The following is a 17624-nucleotide window of genomic DNA, read 5'->3' on the forward strand; positions in this document are numbered from 1 at the left end:
AAAGGCTGAAACATGGCGTACAACTGAAAATTGTGCGCCACGTTTTTAGTCTAAGATGTTTGATGTTTTCAAAAAAACGCATTTAGTAAAAAATGGTATAGCGAGCGGGTCAACCTAAAAACTCGATTGCGTTCATGGTTATGCGATCTCCAAATTAGCAAAGGAAGAGGATGAATATGAGAGCAGCACAAGTACAGAAATATTCAAAAATAATCCATGTGGAATTAAATGATGTAAACATACCACAGATCAATAGCCATGAGGTACTTGTCAAAATAAAAGCTGCAGGTGTAAATCCACTGGACATTCTTAATCTGAATGGCAGTGTTCGGATGATTGCCGACTATAAGTTGCCATTAACTTTAGGGAATGAACTATCTGGGGTTATTGAAGCTGTTGGTGATGATGTTTTGAATTTTAAGGTTGGTGACCCTGTTTATACGAGGTTGCCGCTTAATAAAATCGGTGCTTTTGCTGAGTATGCGGCCGTAAATGAAGATGCTTTATCCATCATGCCTGAAAATCTATCTTTTATTGAAGCTGCTGCTGTACCCCTTACTGCCTTGACTGCTTATCAAGCATTGCACGATGTACTCCATGTCCAGCCGAATAAAAAGCTATTCATTCCTGGAGGAACTGGAGGATTTGGCGCTATGGCAATCCCCATTGCCAAATCACTGGGACTATTTGTTATTACAAGTGGAAGTGAAAGAGGCAGATCACGTATACTGTCGATCGGGGCTGATCAATTCATAAATTATAAGGCAGAGAATTATGCTAACATACTGTCCGATATCGATTATGTGATCGACACCTTGGGTACCAAAGAGATCAAAGCTGAACTGGGTATTTTAAAACCACAAGGGAAATTGGTATCATTGAAAGCCGGACCTAATTATCGCTTTGCAGTTGACAATCATTTTCCAATGTGGAAAAAAGCATTGTTTGGTCTAGTGGGTGCTCGCTTAGATTCTTTAGCACGTAAGAATCGAAATGAATATCGCTTTTTATTTGTGCAAGCCAATGGAAGTCAATTACAAGAAATCACTAAACTTGTTGAAAAAGAAAATATCAAGCCCTCTATAGATTCAACTTATACGTTTGATGACATTAACAAAGCGTTGATTAAAGTGTCAACGGGCCACTCCCAAGGCAAAGTGATTGTGACCTTCTAAGTAATATTACATTTTTCATGATACTAGAATGTTTATTCTACTATTTGTTTCTAAAACGTGCATTCTAGCGAGTTAAAAAACGGTATTCGCGGGTGGAGCAACCCGGGATTTGATTATTTAGAGAATTGGTTCTCATTAATGCAATCCCCCTGACTAAAGTTTCTGGCAGGGGGGATTGCATTAATGTAAGTTCTAGTTCACATACTTCTCTATCGTGCTTCGGACTGCTCCGGGACCTGCCAGCATTTCATGAAACATGGCTTCAATCTTGTCGCCCAGACCAATTCCATATAATCGGACACCGAACAGTTTGTCATCCTCGAGGAGGCAGCGAACCTCGGAGGTCTGATCGCCCAGCTTCGTATTCTGCAAATATCCCTGCAACGTATGCAGTAACGGGTCCGGACTGAGTGTGAAGGGTTCTCCTTGATCATCCACTCCCAGCAAATAGCGACACCAGATCGCAATGGTCAAGGGGATAGCAGTCAAGTTCGTAGGATCAAGCCCTGCTGTGCTAGCATAAGACTTTAGGGTTTCCCCAAAACGGATGCTCATCTTTTGAGACGTATCTGTTGCAATCCGCTGTGGCGTGTCCGGAATATAGGGATTGGCGAAGCGTTCCTGCAATACCTCGTCAATAAATGGTTTCGGTTCGATAATTCCGGGATCAATTACAACAGGTAAGCCTTCCTTGTAGCCGATGGTTTCCACCAGACGACGTAATGTCTGATCCTTCATTTCATCTGCGATGAGCTCGTACCCAAGCAGACACCCAGTGAGGGCCAGCGCTGTATGCAGTGGATTGAGACAGGTAGTGACTTTCATCTTCTCCACTTTGTCCACCGTATCCCGATTCGTGAAGATGATGCCAGCTTCCTCCAGTGCAGGTCTCCCGTTCGTAAACTTGTCTTCAATGACCAAATACTCGCTAACCTCAGCATTGACAAAGGGAGCCGTATACGTATGCCTGGAGGTAACGATCATCTCCATGTCAGCTAACCCCAGCTTCCGAAGAGCAGACTGTACTTGCAAGGAAGGGCGGGGGGTGATTTTGTCAATCATGGTCAAGGGGAAGGTTATTTTCTCCTCATTCTGCAGATAGTCTGCAAATCCTTCCTCTACCAGGCCTCTGCGAGCCCACTCCTTGGCGATGGCAATCATACTATCCTTTAACAGATCGCCGTTATGGGAGCAATTATCCATGCTCACAAAGGTCATTGGATGCCGCCCCCTCAGATAACGCCGATAGGCAAGCGAAGTAGCCATGCTCATCACATGCATCGGCTGTTCAGGACCATTCGTCAAATCCCTCTGCACAACAGCCAGATACTTGCCGTCGGGCCCGGTCAGGGCGTATCCTTTTTCCGTGACAGTAAAGCTGGCCATCTGCAGGGACGGATTCTCAAATATTTCAATCAGACGGAGGTAGTCGTCTGGACGATTATGCTCTGCTGCGAGTCCCTCAACAATGCTTGCGACCACGCTCTTGTGAAATCTTCCGTCTGCACTCATCAACACCAGTAAGGTTAGATTGTCGTAAGGCTTATAGGCTTTGTCGATCATTTCAAAATCAAAGGCTTCGGCCGCAATAATACCTGTATCCGCTTTCAAGTTATTCAGCAGTTGTTGCTGCGCATTGGCTATCAACCCACGAAAAATATTGCCTGCGCCGAAATGCACCCATTGCGGTCTAACTCGGGTGTTATTGGCTACAAGCTCCAGATCATATTTCGGCAGCTCAATGCCTGCTGCTCGCCAGGCCGCTTTGTCTGAAAGGCGTTTCCGGTCAAGTTGGAGCATTTATTTCACTCCTTTGCCTTGAGAGAGACTATCCCAGACACCAAGCAAGTACATAACCCCCAGTGCACGGTCATACAAACCGTAGCCAGGTCGACAATTCTTTTCTTCACCCCATAGATGTCTGCCGTGATCCGGGCGCACATATCCCTGATAGCCGTTCTCGTGATAAGCTCTAACTACTTCCGGTACATCGACGCTTCCGTCCTTCCCGCGGTGTGACACTTCAATAAAGTCGCCATTCTCAAACACCTTGATATTACGAATATGCGCAAAATGAATACGATCATGAAACTCTCGAATCATAGTTGGCAAATCATTCTCAGGATTGCTCCCCAGTGACCCGGTGCAGAAGGTAAGACCATTATATGGGCTGTTCACTGCATCTAGGATGCGCTGGATGGTCTCACGACTACGGACAATTCTCGGCAATCCGAAGATGGGCCATGCCGGATCATCAGGATGAATGGCCATCTTGATGTCAACCTCTTCGCAGACCGGGATGATGCGCTCAAGAAAATACTTCAGGTTGTCAAACAACTTGTCTTCTGTGACATCCGCATAAGCAGCAAAAAGTTCATCCAGTCTCGCCAACCGTTCCGGTTCCCAGCCAGGCATGGTGAACTTCCCAGCTCCCTTGAGAATCCGATCCACCATTTGGCGGGGATCATCGGTAATGGCAGCCTTTTCATAAAAGAGGGCATTGGACCCGTCAGGCAGTTCCTTGTACAGCTCTGTTCTGGTCCAGTCAAAGACAGGCATAAAGTTATAGCAAATCACCTTAACTCCCACTTTGGCTAATTTTCGAATGGTGTCAATATAAATGTCAATATATTGATCGCGGGATGGTAGGCCGATTTTGATATCATCGTGGACATTTACACTTTCTACGACCGCCGTACTAAAGCCCTTGCTCGTAATCTGATCAGCTACCTCCTGAATTCGCTCCATTTCCCATACTTCACCGGCTACCTTATCATGTAAAGACCAGACAATGCCCATAACTCCCGGAATTTGCCGGATATGATCCAGTGTAATATTGTCATTGCCTTCCCCATACCATCTCCAGGTCATATTCATAACGATACCTCCCTGATTGTATTCCTTCTGTCTTGTATACAAGATTGAGTTGATCATAAATTATAGGGTTTGTTCTTGTCAATGATAATCTCAGAGGAGTCCGTCACCTCAAAATGCTTTATAATAAGTCTACTAGATTTATAAAGTGAAGGTAGGAATGATATGTTTACAAAAGAAGAAATCATGCAACTGTTGAAAAAAGATATTTTGTCACTGACCTTAAAGCCGGGTACTCTTCTCAGCGAGACGACTTTGTCAGAACGCTTCCAGCTGTCCAGAACTCCGCTACGCGATGTATTGAAGTGGCTTGCGCTTGAGTCCTACATTGATATTTATCCCAAGAAGGGGAACATTGTGTCCTATATTGATCTGGAGTCCGTTGAACAAATTATTTACTTAAGAAGCGCATTGGAAAAGGAGATTATGAAGGAGCTTTCTTCGCAAATTGCATTAAGCGATGTACAGAAGCTGAGCGATATTCTGGACAGACAGAGAGCTGTGATTGAAGAAGATCATGCTACGGATCAATTTCTCAGTTTGGATGATCAGTTCCACCAAACCATGTTCCAATTGGTGGGGCGGGGGTTTCTTTGGCAGCTCATTCAGCAGTCGAATGTTCACTATATCAGATATCGCAAGCTGCATATGCTGGAAACAGGGAAGCTGATAGGCATCTGGCATGAGCACCAAGCTATGCTTGAATACATGCTGAATAAGGAAACAACTAAAATGGATGATCTGGTTCATCATCATCTCAGAGAGGATATCCATTCGCTCGATTTCCTTCGGAAGTTCGCTGATTATATCAAGAAATAAGGCAGCTAGCTCAAATTAACATCTATGAATATTAAAGAAGTGAGGAATTCATGGGGCTGTTCCACAAATTGAATATGTCGGTGAAAGAGCGGGTAAGAAATGCGAGACTGCAGCAAAATTTATGGGCGGAAACGTGCTGGCTGTGTCATTCGTTTTTGCTCGTGAGTATTGTTATATACCCTCAGGCGGGGTCAAACTGGAGGAATCATCATAGGAGTTTTCGTCCTTGTATACATGATAGGTGAAATCCTCCTTGAATACACTCTATGTATCATGAGCTATCCCGATCTTTTGACAGACTCGCAATTTAAATTCATAAAAAATCAATTGTACATGGAGATGTATAATGTTCCGGCTGTTTACCCAAATTCAATTTAATTTATTTGAGCGAGGGAGCATTATAAATAGTTTGGGGAGTAAAAGTTCTTAAGGCTTGATTCGTACAGAATGAAAGAGTAGTCGGGTATATTGTTTTACGCAACCGCTCACCGGGGAACTTCCTAAACTGCTGCATCAAAAGAAAAATTATTTACAATTTAAAAAATACTGAAATATTTCCATGATGTAAGTGAAAAATGCCGACCAATTCTAGATTATAAGGGGGAACGATATGTGCAGATATGCAATGTACGGCCCATATAAAGATATATTTGCATGCTTTACCTGCAGGAAGGTATATAAGCAGACATCAAGGTTTGAAATGCCGAAGGATGAATATGAACGGATTGTCCATGTCTGTCCGCAATGCCAGGCATCCATGCATGACATGGGTCATGATTTTCAGGCCCCCAAGCAAACGGATATCAAGCAGTGGAAAAAGGTAGAGCTACTATATCAACAAGGATACGCTCACCACTCCTGCGGCTGCGGCGGCCCCGGGTACAGACCCTCTCGGCTGTCGAACGTACCTGAATTTCTGGAGAACCAGCGAACGTTCGAGAATAAGGGGGAGGCGCTGCTGTACCGGCTTTTGCAAAGCTAGTTGACTCGGGCTAATTATTAACATGTGAGATGAAGTGTATTATAGAAACTTATATGTTTTCCCATTTTCCAAGTGCAAAGAAGAGCAGCCCGGAAAAAATATAAGAGGTTCACTATACGTGCTTCGTTCGCTGAACTAACGGGTAGGTTAGCTCAATAAGAACCTGACGCCACTTCAGGATTTCTTTAGGTTGCATAGAACCGATATGGAACTATGCAGTAACTGAGTTCAGCTCGAGCCACGGTTTTTGGATTTGACTAATGATAGTGGAAAATCAAAAAAGAACCTGGATAGTTTTATCAGGTTCTTTTATATTGCATATAAAACAGACACGATGATATAATTAGATTGTGATTTATTAATTTAAGTGGTCACAAATATCATATCTTACACTTTAACTTTACCATGCCGCTAAACTCTTGTCAAATGTTTTTTTCTCAATTTAATAGTTAGGAGAGATATTGAATGAGTTCTTTGGTTCTCGGTTTTCAGGAAATGGAAAAAACGCAGTTTTTGCTCGTTGGCGGAAAAGGATTGAATTTAGGGGAATTATCAAAAATTGAAGGAATACATGTACCAGAAGGATTTTGTGTTACAACAGTGGGGTATCAAAAAGCCATCGAACAAAAAGAAACGTATTATGCATTGTTGGATCGACTAACAAGGCTAAAAGCAGAAGATCGTGCTCAAATTGGTGAAATCAGCAGGCAGATTCGACAAATCATTATGGAAGTAGAAGTTCCTGCCGATGTTGTGGAAGCAGTTACTCACTATCTCTCCCGGTTTGGAGAAGAACATGCTTACGCAGTGCGTTCGAGTGCGACTGCTGAAGATTTGCCACATGCCTCTTTTGCTGGTCAACAAGACACCTATTTAAATATCATCGGCAAAGAAGCAATCTTGCAGCATATCAGCAAATGTTGGGCTTCCCTATTTACGGATCGCGCGGTTATCTATCGTATGCAAAATGGATTTGACCACAGTCAAGTTTATTTATCCGTTATCGTTCAAAGGATGGTTTTCCCGCAGGCTTCAGGAATTTTATTTACCGCTGATCCGATTACCTCCAACCGGAAGCTGCTATCAATCGATGCTAGTTTTGGACTTGGAGAAGCATTGGTCTCTGGCTTGGTCTCTGCCGATTGTTATAAAGTACAGGGAGAGGCAATCGTCGATAAGATGATTGGAACCAAAAAATTGGCTATCTATGGACGAAAAGAAGGCGGAACAGAGACAAAGCAGATCGAGCCTGATCAGCAAAAGACTCAAACCCTTACTGAACAACAAATTTTGCAACTGGCACGTATCGGAAGACATATCGAGGCTCATTTTGGTTGCCCACAAGATATCGAATGGTGTTTGGCCAATGATACTTTTTATATAGTCCAGAGTCGTCCAATCACGACTTTATACCCGATCCCTGAAGCAAATGATCAGGAAAATCACGTTTATGTATCTGTCGGTCATCAACAAATGATGACTGACCCGATAAAACCATTGGGATTGTCTTTTTACCTGTTAATAACTCCTGCACCCATGCGTATAGCCGGTGGAAGGTTGTTTGTTGATGTTACACAAATGCTGGCTTCACCTGTCAGCAGAGAAACTTTCTTAAATACCCTGGGACAATCTGATCCGCTCATAAAAGACGCATTTATGACCCTAATAGAGCGAGATTTTATAAAATCGTTACCAGATGATAGAACAGAACGGAGTCCCGGTAATAGCAGTAAAGGTAGGTCGTCTGCAGGTTTTCAAGCACAAATCGAAAACGATCCGGCAATCGTTTCTGATTTGATTAAGAACAGTCAAACATCGATAGAGAAATTAAAACAAAACATCCAAACGAAATCAGGAGCAGATTTATTTGATTTTATTCTGGAAGATCTCCAAGAATTAAAGAAGATCTTATTTGACCCACAAAGTTCAAAGGTTTTTATGACTGCTATGAATGCTTCGTCATGGATCAATGAAAAAATGTACGAGTGGTTAGGTGAAAAAAACGCAGCAGATACGCTTTCTCAATCTGTACCAAACAACATTACTTCGGAAATGGGTCTGGCGCTATTGGATGTCGCAGATACGATTCGTCCTTATCCAGAGGTAATTGATTATTTACAACATGTAAAAGATGATAATTTTTTGGATGAACTGGTTAAGTTGGATGGTGGACAGGAAACTCAAGACGCTATCTATGCTTATCTCAACAAATACGGAATGCGATGTGCCGGTGAAATCGATATTTCGAGAACTCGTTGGAGTGAAAAACCAATTATACTTGTCCCCATGATTCTCAGTAATATCAAAAACTTTGAGCCTAATGCTGGCTATTGGAAATTTGAGCAAGGGCGACAGGAGGCTTTGAAAAAAGAACAAGAGTTATTAGATCGATTGAAGCAATTACCGGATGGTGAACAAAAAGCCAAAGAAACAAAACGAATGATCGACCTGATCAGGAATTTCATCGGTTATCGTGAATATCCCAAATACGGCATGGTTAATCGCTACTTCGTTTATAAGCAGGCTTTACTAAAAGAAGCCGAACAACTCGTACAAGCTGGTGTTATTCACGAGAAAGAAGATATATACGATCTCACTTTTGAAGAACTTCACGAAGTCGTACGCACAAATAAACTGGATTATCAGATCATCCGTAAACGAAAAGACGACTATAAATTATATGAAAAACTAACTCCCCCGCGTGTAATCACGTCTGATGGTGAAATCATTGCGGGTGAGTACAATCGAGAAAATCTCCCAGCCGAAGCGCTTGTAGGTCTGCCTGTTTCTACCGGAGTTATAGAGGGAAGAGCACGTGTCATCTTAAACATGGAAGATGCTGATCTGGAAGATGGAGATATATTAGTCACCGCCTTTACTGACCCCAGCTGGACACCATTGTTTGTATCCATAAAAGGCCTAGTCACCGAAGTTGGTGGACTGATGACTCATGGAGCCGTTATCGCACGTGAATATGGCTTACCCGCAGTTGTCGGAGTGGAGAATGCTACCAAACTGATAAAAGATGGGCAACGAATTCGTGTGCATGGAACAGAAGGGTATATCGAAATATTGTAATGGCTGAATGCGCTAAGTAATAGCCTCTGTCATAATGGACAGTATTAAATGCATCCTGTCATGGATAAAAGGGCGGTTACCCTGTTCGTCCTTTTATCCATGACACAAAATGATTTATACATAGCTGACCCGATAATCTAAATCTCTTTTCCTTTACGGCAATAGGTACAAGTCCTTGTCCTCGCAGTATCAGGTGTTAAATACCCAAATGTGCCCTCAGAGTCGAACCTGCATATTCGCTTCTGAACAAGCCTTTTTCAACCAACTAATGATAATCTTACGGTCAGGGAACCCACAATTATAGTCAGTTCTATGATGTCCTTTATCGTTGGGGTAAAGTGACAGACTTGACTTGAGCAGAGGTATTTCCGTAAATATCCTTGGCCAGCACGAGAATATGCAGCGTATCAGCTTGGGAGGCAACATCCTGTTTGTATTTAGTAGTTGGAAGCGTTGCTGACCAATTGGCTTTATCTTCTGTAATAACGACACGAATGCCATTGACATAAACTTTAAGCTGCGCGATATCACTTTGATCTGTGACTGAACCTTCCAAAGCGAGAACATCATCCGTGATCGAAGCATTCAACTTAAGTACAGGGGTTCCTGTTTCCTTGCGTTTAAAGGGTGGGAGAGTGGTTTGCGGGTTATAGGAAAAGGTTTCATCCTCAAGCGCTGGCGTACGTGCTGCAATAGGACGGTTTTTGGTCGCCTGCTCATAGGAATAAGCGTAACGAAGCAGGTCATTATCGCTGTATGCGGCACCTGCCATCGTCAGATTAACGGGCATACCGGTATCCTTCATAGCGCCCATACTCACAGACACACTTGGGATCCCGTACTCGCGTAGAATGAAATTCGTATTGGAGAAATAGTTGCCATTCTCCCAAGCCTCCTCGTAGGACGTTTCATTCACATCGGAGTCAGCTTTGCCGATATTCGAATTTGCCGGGAATGCAATAAAATCAAGGTTGTTTTGTTTCATCCAATCTTCAAAATCAATCTTTCGTACATTTTCAAGCCCCCTCAGACCTTCCTGAAACTGAGGAATTTGTTCGTAAGGGGTGACGCCTTTCTTTATGGTTTCAATGAATACGTCATAGTGGCCAAGGTCTCTGCCACGTTCGGCATCTACCGAACCGGGCGGATTCGGGAAGACGGTTGCAGGGTCGATATTTGCCCATGACGGGAAATTTGGATCGCCCACACTTTTAAGGAATTCCTCAGCTGCATAAGGATTAAGCAACCCGAATTCCTTTTCAGCCCACTTTGCCGGCATCAAACCACGCTCTTCAGGTGTTTTCGCTGTTGGCCGGTCTTTCTCGCTATTCGCCTGCAAGGGGAAGTCAACTTCCACAACCTCAGCTCCAAGAGCAGTTAAATCCTTAACAGCTTTTTCCCATAATGCCTGTATCGAAGGTCTGAATTTGATCGGAGTTGTGGTTTCATGGTCCTTACCGATATAAATTTTCGGAACGCCAATGCGTTTGCCTTTCAAAGCTTGAATGTCTCGCAGCTCTAAATAGGATTTGGGACGGACACTGTTGACAGAAGGGAGCCGAACGGATTTCTGCTCTCGCCAGAAATCGCCCTTGGTGATCTTATCTTCTACAACGATCACGTCAAGCAAGCGGAGCATGTCCTCGACAGTCCTCGTATGTGGGACAACGACATCACGTATAGGGAAGAGCGGCCAATTCCCCCGAATGGAGATTAGGCCCCGCGATGGGGTGTAGGCAATTAAACCATTGTTAGATGCCGGTGATCTTCCAGAGGATACTGTTTCTTCCCCCATACCGAAGGCAGCGAGGTTGGCGGCTGTTGATACGCCAGATCCGTTAGAGGAGCCAGAGTACCAGGCTGCAGCCAAATAATCTGGGTTGTACGGACTTTCAGCACGGCCATAAACGCCTCTTTGCATTCCCCCTGCTGCCATTGGCGGCATATTGGTTTTACCAATGAGCACCCCACCGGATTTGCGTATCTTTTCTACTGTAAAGGCATCGTCCTTTGCCATCAGGTTTTTGAAAGCCGGAGATCCAGAAGCGACAGTGAGTCCCTTAACCTTGTAGCTGTCTTTAACCGTGTAGGGGATGCCTTGCAGAGGACCAGTCTTAATACCTTGTGCCCTTAGTTGATCAGCTTGAGCAGCTTCTTTTAGTATGTCGGGGTTCAGAATAGGGATGGAATTCAGTCGAATGCCACTAGAATCATAGGCATATACCCGGTTAAGGTACAGAGCAGTGAGCTCGACACTTGACAGTGCCCCTGACTTCATCGCTTCCTGCATTTGAGCAATCGTAGCTTCTTGCAATTGAAATGTAACTAGGGAAGAGGCGGGTTCACTAGTTTTACTAGAGGATGAGGGTGAAGGAGCGGCGGATGCAAGCGGGCATCCCGTGAAAGTTAAAATCATACCAACTGTGATCCATTTGCAATAGTTACCGATTACATTCCTTGTATTCGCTTTTAGCGTTCGTGCGCACATAGCAATTTCACTCCTTAAATTAGGTAGGATCAGGAATTTAAAAAGAGGGGGATGAGAAAGGCCCTATTGCAGTATAAATGTTTCTAATTATATTACTTATTTTCATATGAAATGTCAATTTTTGTAATACAAAACAAAAGGAAATTCGCTACTTTTAATGTGAAATCTAGTAATCCATGATTCAGATTGTTGCATCATCGTTGAAGACAACGTAAAGGGGGAAATATATCCGTACTATCCTACATTTGCTTTATCTGTTGGTTTAGTAATTTTCCAACCTAAAAAATCACAATAAACCCAATAGCAATAAGCAGATACATTGTCGGAAGGAAGCTTCCTGTGTAATCATATAGTAATCGTAAAGAAACGCAGAAATGTTGCGATACCACTACAAGCAATGAAGATGGTAATGATCTCTTCGGACTGGTATCGATTTGCTAAGCGCCCAGCAAATAAGGAGCAAAACCAATACATAATAAAGGAATAGAAGTCAGTAAACTCGCCGAAGTCGAATTCATCCCCAAATCATCTGTTATGCCATGTAAGACTGGACTAACTGAAGTGATGCCGGGCCTAAGATTAAAAGAAGCTAGTATGAGTGCGAAAAAAAATAACTTATAACGATTTTCCATGCACGAATTACCTCCAATAATTTCTTGATGTAATATTTTCTTTTATGTTTATTAGATGTGAAACTTAATGTCACAATTTTGTTTTTCTCCTGCTTGATTTGTCTTAAAAGTGGCGGGATTTTCAGCTGAAGTAGATAAGGCAATTGTAACACTGTTCTCACGCATTTTTGCATGAACAGGGAAATGGGGATCTTTAATATACATCGAAAACGATGTACAGCTTTATATACATATGTATAAAATACGGGTTTTGTGAAGATGTCTTAAAAAACCCGCAACGGATTAGGTAAGATTTGATTTTTTTCATGTCGGATGACAAGAACTTTATCTCATAAATGACAAGAATCTTATCTCATTTCCCATGCTATAAATTTAATTATATCTCATGATTATTATTACAGCAAAAATAAAAAATCGCCTAATTAGGCGAATTAAATCTGTTTGTTTTTTTATATTCTTAACTTCATTACATATTGCTTAACGTAAGATTCAATTCTTTTATTTTCATCACTTGGATTCTCGTAAATTCTCATGGCTACACTTAATGGCTTAAAAGAATTCATCTTGAATAATAATTTCTTCATTGTTTTAGTACTTAGCGGGCAATTAAATTCATTTAAATTAATTCTTCTATCAACATTTGGAAGAATGATTTCGATCTTTTGTTTCTGACTCACATCTGAGTTGTGTTTAAGAATTGCTCTAGGAATACTATTCTGTAACATAATATCTAATTTATCTCGATTCGGAACACTAATTTGTTCGGCTCCTTCCACCGCTATTTTAAGCCATTCGTAAAAATAATTGAGACATAGTTCAGATGTCACACGATTTATTACCCAGTGAAACATTTCTCTGTTATCATATATAGACAGATTGGTATGAGTAAAGAGCCTATTTTTGTAGTCATCTATGATGTCCTCTATAAGTTCAGTTGCAACAGTTATACCGGGTCTTCTTCTAGAAATAACTAAATTATTGTAAAAATGCTCTCTCCCTAATAAAGTTTGCTTCCAGAATACATATGCATAGGCATATGGACAAATGGGAGGAAACTCTTCATTTTCATTTTTTCTAAGTTCTTGAAGCATTAGTATACATTTAAGATGTTTTTTGATGAATTTCTTTCTAACATAATGATCTATAGTTTTGAAACATCTACAATTTTGCTTATATAAATCATTTTTAAATTCATCTCTATATGAGTAATCTTGAGTTGAGGTAACTTTCACATTAAAAAAACACTTAGATTGAATTTTAGGTTCCAGAGTAAAATGTTGGATTGAACTAACTAGAGGTGAAAAAAGCAACCGATTAGAATCATCTCTCTTCCCTTGTGCTATCCATTTAGAAACTGGAACATCCGCTATCTTTACCTTCATTTTCCATTGGGACCAAGGGGTGCTACCGATATCAGCTAGTTTAAATCCACACTTACAGGTAAATGGCTCGTTTAGTGCTAAATCGCTAAGTAGGAAAGGAATCCGATTTAAGCACTTTGGACACGAACTCAATAGTTTAATTTGATGAATCGGGCAACTATGAAACAACGAGAATTGATGTAACCAACTATGATATCCTCCTTTAATACATTCTGGACACCAATTTAGTGATTGAGGAAACCAAGTAGAAATAGGTTCTTGATAATACTCCACTGGCTTTAGAAGAGTTGATATTACAGATTTGTTGAGAACGGATAAATCTACTCCCAAATATTGTTTCAATGTGTTTAAATCAAATCCGCTTAATTTAATTAGTTCTCTTCTAGAATCAGTCAAAACATTTTTTTTAATCTTTTTTACTTCTGCATTACCCAGCGTTTTCAGAATTTCTGTGCGGTCTATATGATTGGCTAAACTTACTTTTTCAAATATTGACCAAGGTGACTCGTATTCATTCATCCATTCTTTTCTCCATACAATGAACATTAATTAGCCTTCTTTCTGGCCAAGGCCATATAAATTTCAGATTCGATATAACCAGATCTGTTAATTGCTTCTCTCCACTGATGCATTGAGAGCCATTCGGAACCTTTACCATTAGATCCATTAATTTTCAATGCATTTTCGACGGTAAATGCTATATACTCCATGGGTATTTCAAACTTACCGGAGAGGCCAAACTCTTGCCGTATTTCTAAAAAGAGATTGAACAAACTAGATGAAAACTCAGACAGTCTTCTCCCTGAGTTAAAAGCCTGGGGAAAGTAATATTTAGTGTAGTACCAGCCACTGTCTTCCGGAAACTCGGATTCATCATAGCTCTGTAATACAAACTCCATCTCGGTTGAAGCCTGAACTCCCTTAAAACGATACTCAGATGCCATAAACCGGCCTACAATATGTGCTTTTTCATTAGCCAGAAAAAAAGATCTCCGATTGACCAGTTGTTCTTGTCCAATCGATATTGTAGTCATTCTAATATTCCTACGTACTAGTTGATTAGAGATATCAATTAAGCAATCATATTGCCATTCCGTCATTTTTTGAGCTTCATCCATAATCAAAACAATTCTGCGAAGGTTTGAATGTTCAGCTTTTTCATGCATCAAATTCACAATTTGATTGCGTAGCACAATTTCATCTTTTTTACTATTAAAGCCAAAGGAGAAGTCTGACAACATGTCTCTAAAAAACTTTTCTGGACTAGGTACTCTATAGCTTTTGCAGTCTGCAACAAGTACAGGAATCGGGGTTTCCAATTCTGATGGTAAATAGTTAACAGCGAACATTGTTGCTCTAGTCTTCCCTAAACGGGGGCGACCATAAACAATCATTCCCGGCCCACCATCTTTAATAATCTGAATAATCTTATCCATCAACCTGGTTATCTCAATGGTAGGAAGAACATATTGCCCCTGCTCAATTGGATGTGTTCCAGGTATAATATTTGGCCTTTTCATTGGTAACTACTCCTTTCTAATAAGTAATGGTTTTGTACCTTTTTGTAGAGGTTGATGTTTTTTGGACCAGAATCTTTTCTTGTAATTCTCTTGCTTTATCTAGTTCTGCTAAATTTTTATGTTCTTGAGCTAATAATTTATTTTGATTCGGGGAATTACTTTCTTCTTCTGCTTGTCGTATAACTTGTTGGACTTTTGCTATTCGATTTCCTGAGCCTTTCTTCTTTTCCGTTTCTTTTGCGATTAGATATTCATGGTAAACAAAAATCGGATCGTCCCACTGTGTAAAATGAATGAGTTTATTCTTTTTTAGCAGATTAATGGCTTTTCGTATCTGTAAAGTATGCGGTGTTAATGACCATTTACCAGCCGCAACGAGCTCTCCAAACTCACTACCATCTGGAAGAAACACTCTGATCGTACGAAGATCATCTACATTTATGTGTACATTAACCTTTGTACCAATTAAATGAGCAGATTTTACTAGTAATTCATTACGGTATTCAACTCCCATATATTCGATGTAAGGACGCTTTCCCGAGGAAATACTACCTCGAATAGTTCTAGGTTGTTCGACTTGTGTAAACAGAAATTCTGTACGCATTGATTCATTTAACAATCTGGGTTTCATTCCTTTCTTGAGTCTTTGATCCAGTGCTTCAAGTGGTGAATTATAAAACAATGCCCCGTGTGGAGTGCCATTATAATTTGAAATAACAACATCGACGATTTCCTCTAAATGTTCAAATGTCATTTCATAACGGATTGCCATTTTTTCAGGATCTTTCCTACGGGGATCTTTTGGATGACTTCCGGTGGTATTTGCCATCCGTTGAATACTACTGGAAGTAAAGGTATTATGAAATCTTTCAATGAAAGAACGTCTCATTGGCCTATCAACTGCACCAATACAAGTTGTACATCCTATTAAATTGCTTAAGCGTTCCCTAACCATTTGAGCAAGATGAGATTTGGCATTGTCAAAATAAATGACATCCCATACCGCCCATTCAATCTCAGGAAATTGTTCAGATGGGTATCCCCCTGTTGGCTGATATGACAGACCGTCTATTGTTAAATTCTTTTTCTTAAATGGCATAATCGCTTTTTTGGCAGCGATCATTACATCACTTGCGTTATACTCCTTGTTAAGACAAATGTGAGGTCTTCCAATAACGTTTCGAGTTGCGCGGTCTGTAAAACTCAATAGCCAAAGTCTGTCTAAAGTTAAAACTGCGTCATCTCCTTCCAATGTTTTCACCTTTATAACAAAAATGCCGTCAATTCTATGGCCATCAAACTCAACCTTTTGATAAGGGGTTATATTTTGAGGATAATTCTGTTGGCCTACCCCCGAATTTTTAGCTTTTTGTTCAGCATCATGTCCGAATCGCGAAGCAGCCTTGCCAAAGTGAATATCCCTAAGGTTCTCTAAGTATCTACATAGCGATCTATACCCCAAAGTATCAGTGTTAAATGGATAAGAACTTCTAGGAATACCTGCTTCTTTGCATCTATCCACAAATTTTTTATGTATGTATTTAGGTTTCATAACCGGTTCAGTTAACTTTTTTTTTCGACCAAAAAACAAGTCATCTATTTCATCTCTAATTTGTGGATATTTATCAAGTAATAAATTGAATTCCCCTGTTTTTCTTGATATATTACTTTTTTTAGATAGTGGGTCTAATTCATATTTTTTTATATTTTTGCCCGGTATCAGGGCTCTATACCCCCATGGAAGAGCATTTTCATCGTAAGAAATACAACGATTATATAAACGTATCAGATTTCTACGATCGATACCCGTGCATGAAAAGATTTCCTTCAGACTCTTCTCATTGTTTACATAAAGATCGATTGCTTCTTTTCGTTTTAGAAATAATATTCTTTTCTCTTCGTTAAGCAACGTCTCATCTACTTTAAACCAAAGGTCACGATCCATTTGAGTTTGTGACAAGCCGCCTCTATCAAAAACTTTCACTCGACTCATTCAACTGCACCTCCGTTTGCGTGGAAATAATACATTCATTAATATTTACATCAATAATTCCTCTGTAAAAAAGCCATATACATGCATCATGAATATCTTTAAAGGGGATGTTGGACTGCTCAGTCAATGTTTTTAAGCTTAGCCGCTCAGAAGTTAAAATTTTTATGATCTCCTCGGTACATTTAGGTTGGGCGTTATTTTTCACGACAGAGAAAATCTTTAATCTATTTTCCAACTCTAAGTAGTTCTTTCTTAGATCTTTGTCTGTAACAATTTCATGCAAAATTCCATTATTATCGCACCAAATTTTCTGTGCCTCTATTTGTTTCAATGTTCGAGAGTTACGTGGATTTTCAGCATTTAACTCGGATTCATATTTAACCTCACAACATTTTATAGTTCCATTTTTCATCTGAACCCACATATCAAAAATACTTGTATGTAGCTCACCATTAAAAACATAGCTGATTTTAGGATATTGTTCACAATAAGTTTCCACATCTGGCGTAGTTTCAATTCGTATCCAATGGTCAAATTCTAGATCACTATAAAGCGTGACCTCCCTCATCCCCACTTTAGGTCCGAGTGAAGTCCAATAATTATTACCGTATTTAGAACTCCGGGGTACGATATTTGGTGTGTACATCATTATCATCACCTTTCAAGACTTTTATTTCCTAA

Annotated in this window: 11 protein-coding genes; 4 read left to right on the top strand and 7 right to left on the bottom strand. The window is 40.6% G+C overall.

The features are described from left to right. Positions 1 to 176: 176 nt before the first annotated feature. On the top strand, positions 177 to 1175 hold the full coding sequence (locus NLX74_RS09785; protein WP_254328567.1) for an NADP-dependent oxidoreductase: 999 nt from the start codon (positions 177 to 179) through the stop codon (positions 1173 to 1175). 192 nt (positions 1176 to 1367) lie between these two features. Here the strand turns inward: NLX74_RS09785 and NLX74_RS09790 are convergent, their stop codons facing one another. Next, positions 1368 to 2975, bottom strand: a complete 1608-nt coding sequence (locus tag NLX74_RS09790; RefSeq protein ID WP_254328568.1) for a mannitol dehydrogenase family protein — start codon at positions 2973 to 2975, stop codon at positions 1368 to 1370. After that, complete coding sequence (gene uxuA, locus NLX74_RS09795; protein WP_254328569.1) at positions 2976 to 4052, bottom strand: mannonate dehydratase; 1077 nt, start codon at positions 4050 to 4052, stop codon at positions 2976 to 2978. A gap of 162 nt (positions 4053 to 4214) precedes the next feature. Here uxuA and NLX74_RS09800 point away from each other — a divergent pair, with 162 nt between their 5' ends. The 3 genes from NLX74_RS09800 to ppsA all read left to right on the top strand — a co-directional run bounded on the left by NLX74_RS09800 (position 4215) and on the right by ppsA (position 8928). Beyond that, positions 4215 to 4868: a GntR family transcriptional regulator gene (locus NLX74_RS09800; RefSeq protein ID WP_165176826.1), complete on the top strand. Its 654-nt coding sequence runs from the start codon at positions 4215 to 4217 to the stop codon at positions 4866 to 4868. 610 nt (positions 4869 to 5478) lie between these two features. Continuing rightward, positions 5479 to 5850 carry a hypothetical protein gene (locus tag NLX74_RS09805; RefSeq protein WP_254328570.1) on the top strand — a complete coding sequence of 124 codons (372 nt, stop codon included), beginning with the start codon at positions 5479 to 5481 and terminating at the stop codon, positions 5848 to 5850. Between the two features lie 465 nt (positions 5851 to 6315). Beyond that, positions 6316 to 8928 (top strand): phosphoenolpyruvate synthase, encoded by a 2613-nt coding sequence (ppsA, locus tag NLX74_RS09810; protein ID WP_254328571.1) that lies wholly within the window; start codon positions 6316 to 6318, stop codon positions 8926 to 8928. 322 nt (positions 8929 to 9250) lie between these two features. Here the strand turns inward: ppsA and NLX74_RS09815 are convergent, their stop codons facing one another. From NLX74_RS09815 to NLX74_RS09835, 5 genes are all read right to left on the bottom strand, one after another. Next, positions 9251 to 11416 (bottom strand): amidase, encoded by a 2166-nt coding sequence (locus NLX74_RS09815; protein WP_254328572.1) that lies wholly within the window; start codon positions 11414 to 11416, stop codon positions 9251 to 9253. Between the two features lie 1081 nt (positions 11417 to 12497). Then, entirely contained in the window at positions 12498 to 13976 is a 1479-nt protein-coding gene (locus NLX74_RS09820; RefSeq protein WP_254328573.1) for a TniQ family protein, read from the bottom strand. Next, on the bottom strand, positions 13976 to 14950 hold the full coding sequence (locus NLX74_RS09825) for an ATP-binding protein (RefSeq protein ID WP_023988766.1): 975 nt from the start codon (positions 14948 to 14950) through the stop codon (positions 13976 to 13978). Before NLX74_RS09825 ends, NLX74_RS09820 begins: the two co-directional genes overlap by 1 nt. Before the next feature lie 16 nt (positions 14951 to 14966). After that, positions 14967 to 16943, bottom strand: coding sequence for a hypothetical protein (locus NLX74_RS09830; RefSeq protein ID WP_254328574.1), 1977 nt, complete (start codon positions 16941 to 16943; stop codon positions 14967 to 14969). Further along, the gene (locus NLX74_RS09835) at positions 16921 to 17592 is read right to left on the bottom strand and encodes a TnsA endonuclease N-terminal domain-containing protein (protein WP_254328575.1); all 672 of its coding nucleotides are present in this window, start codon (positions 17590 to 17592) and stop codon (positions 16921 to 16923) included. The genes NLX74_RS09830 and NLX74_RS09835 overlap by 23 nt, the downstream gene beginning before the upstream one ends. Between the last annotated feature and the right edge of the window lie 32 nt (positions 17593 to 17624).

Source organism: Paenibacillus sp. MZ03-122A (assembly GCF_024213325.1).
Classification (GTDB): Bacteria; Bacillota; Bacilli; order Paenibacillales; family Paenibacillaceae; genus Paenibacillus; species Paenibacillus polymyxa_B.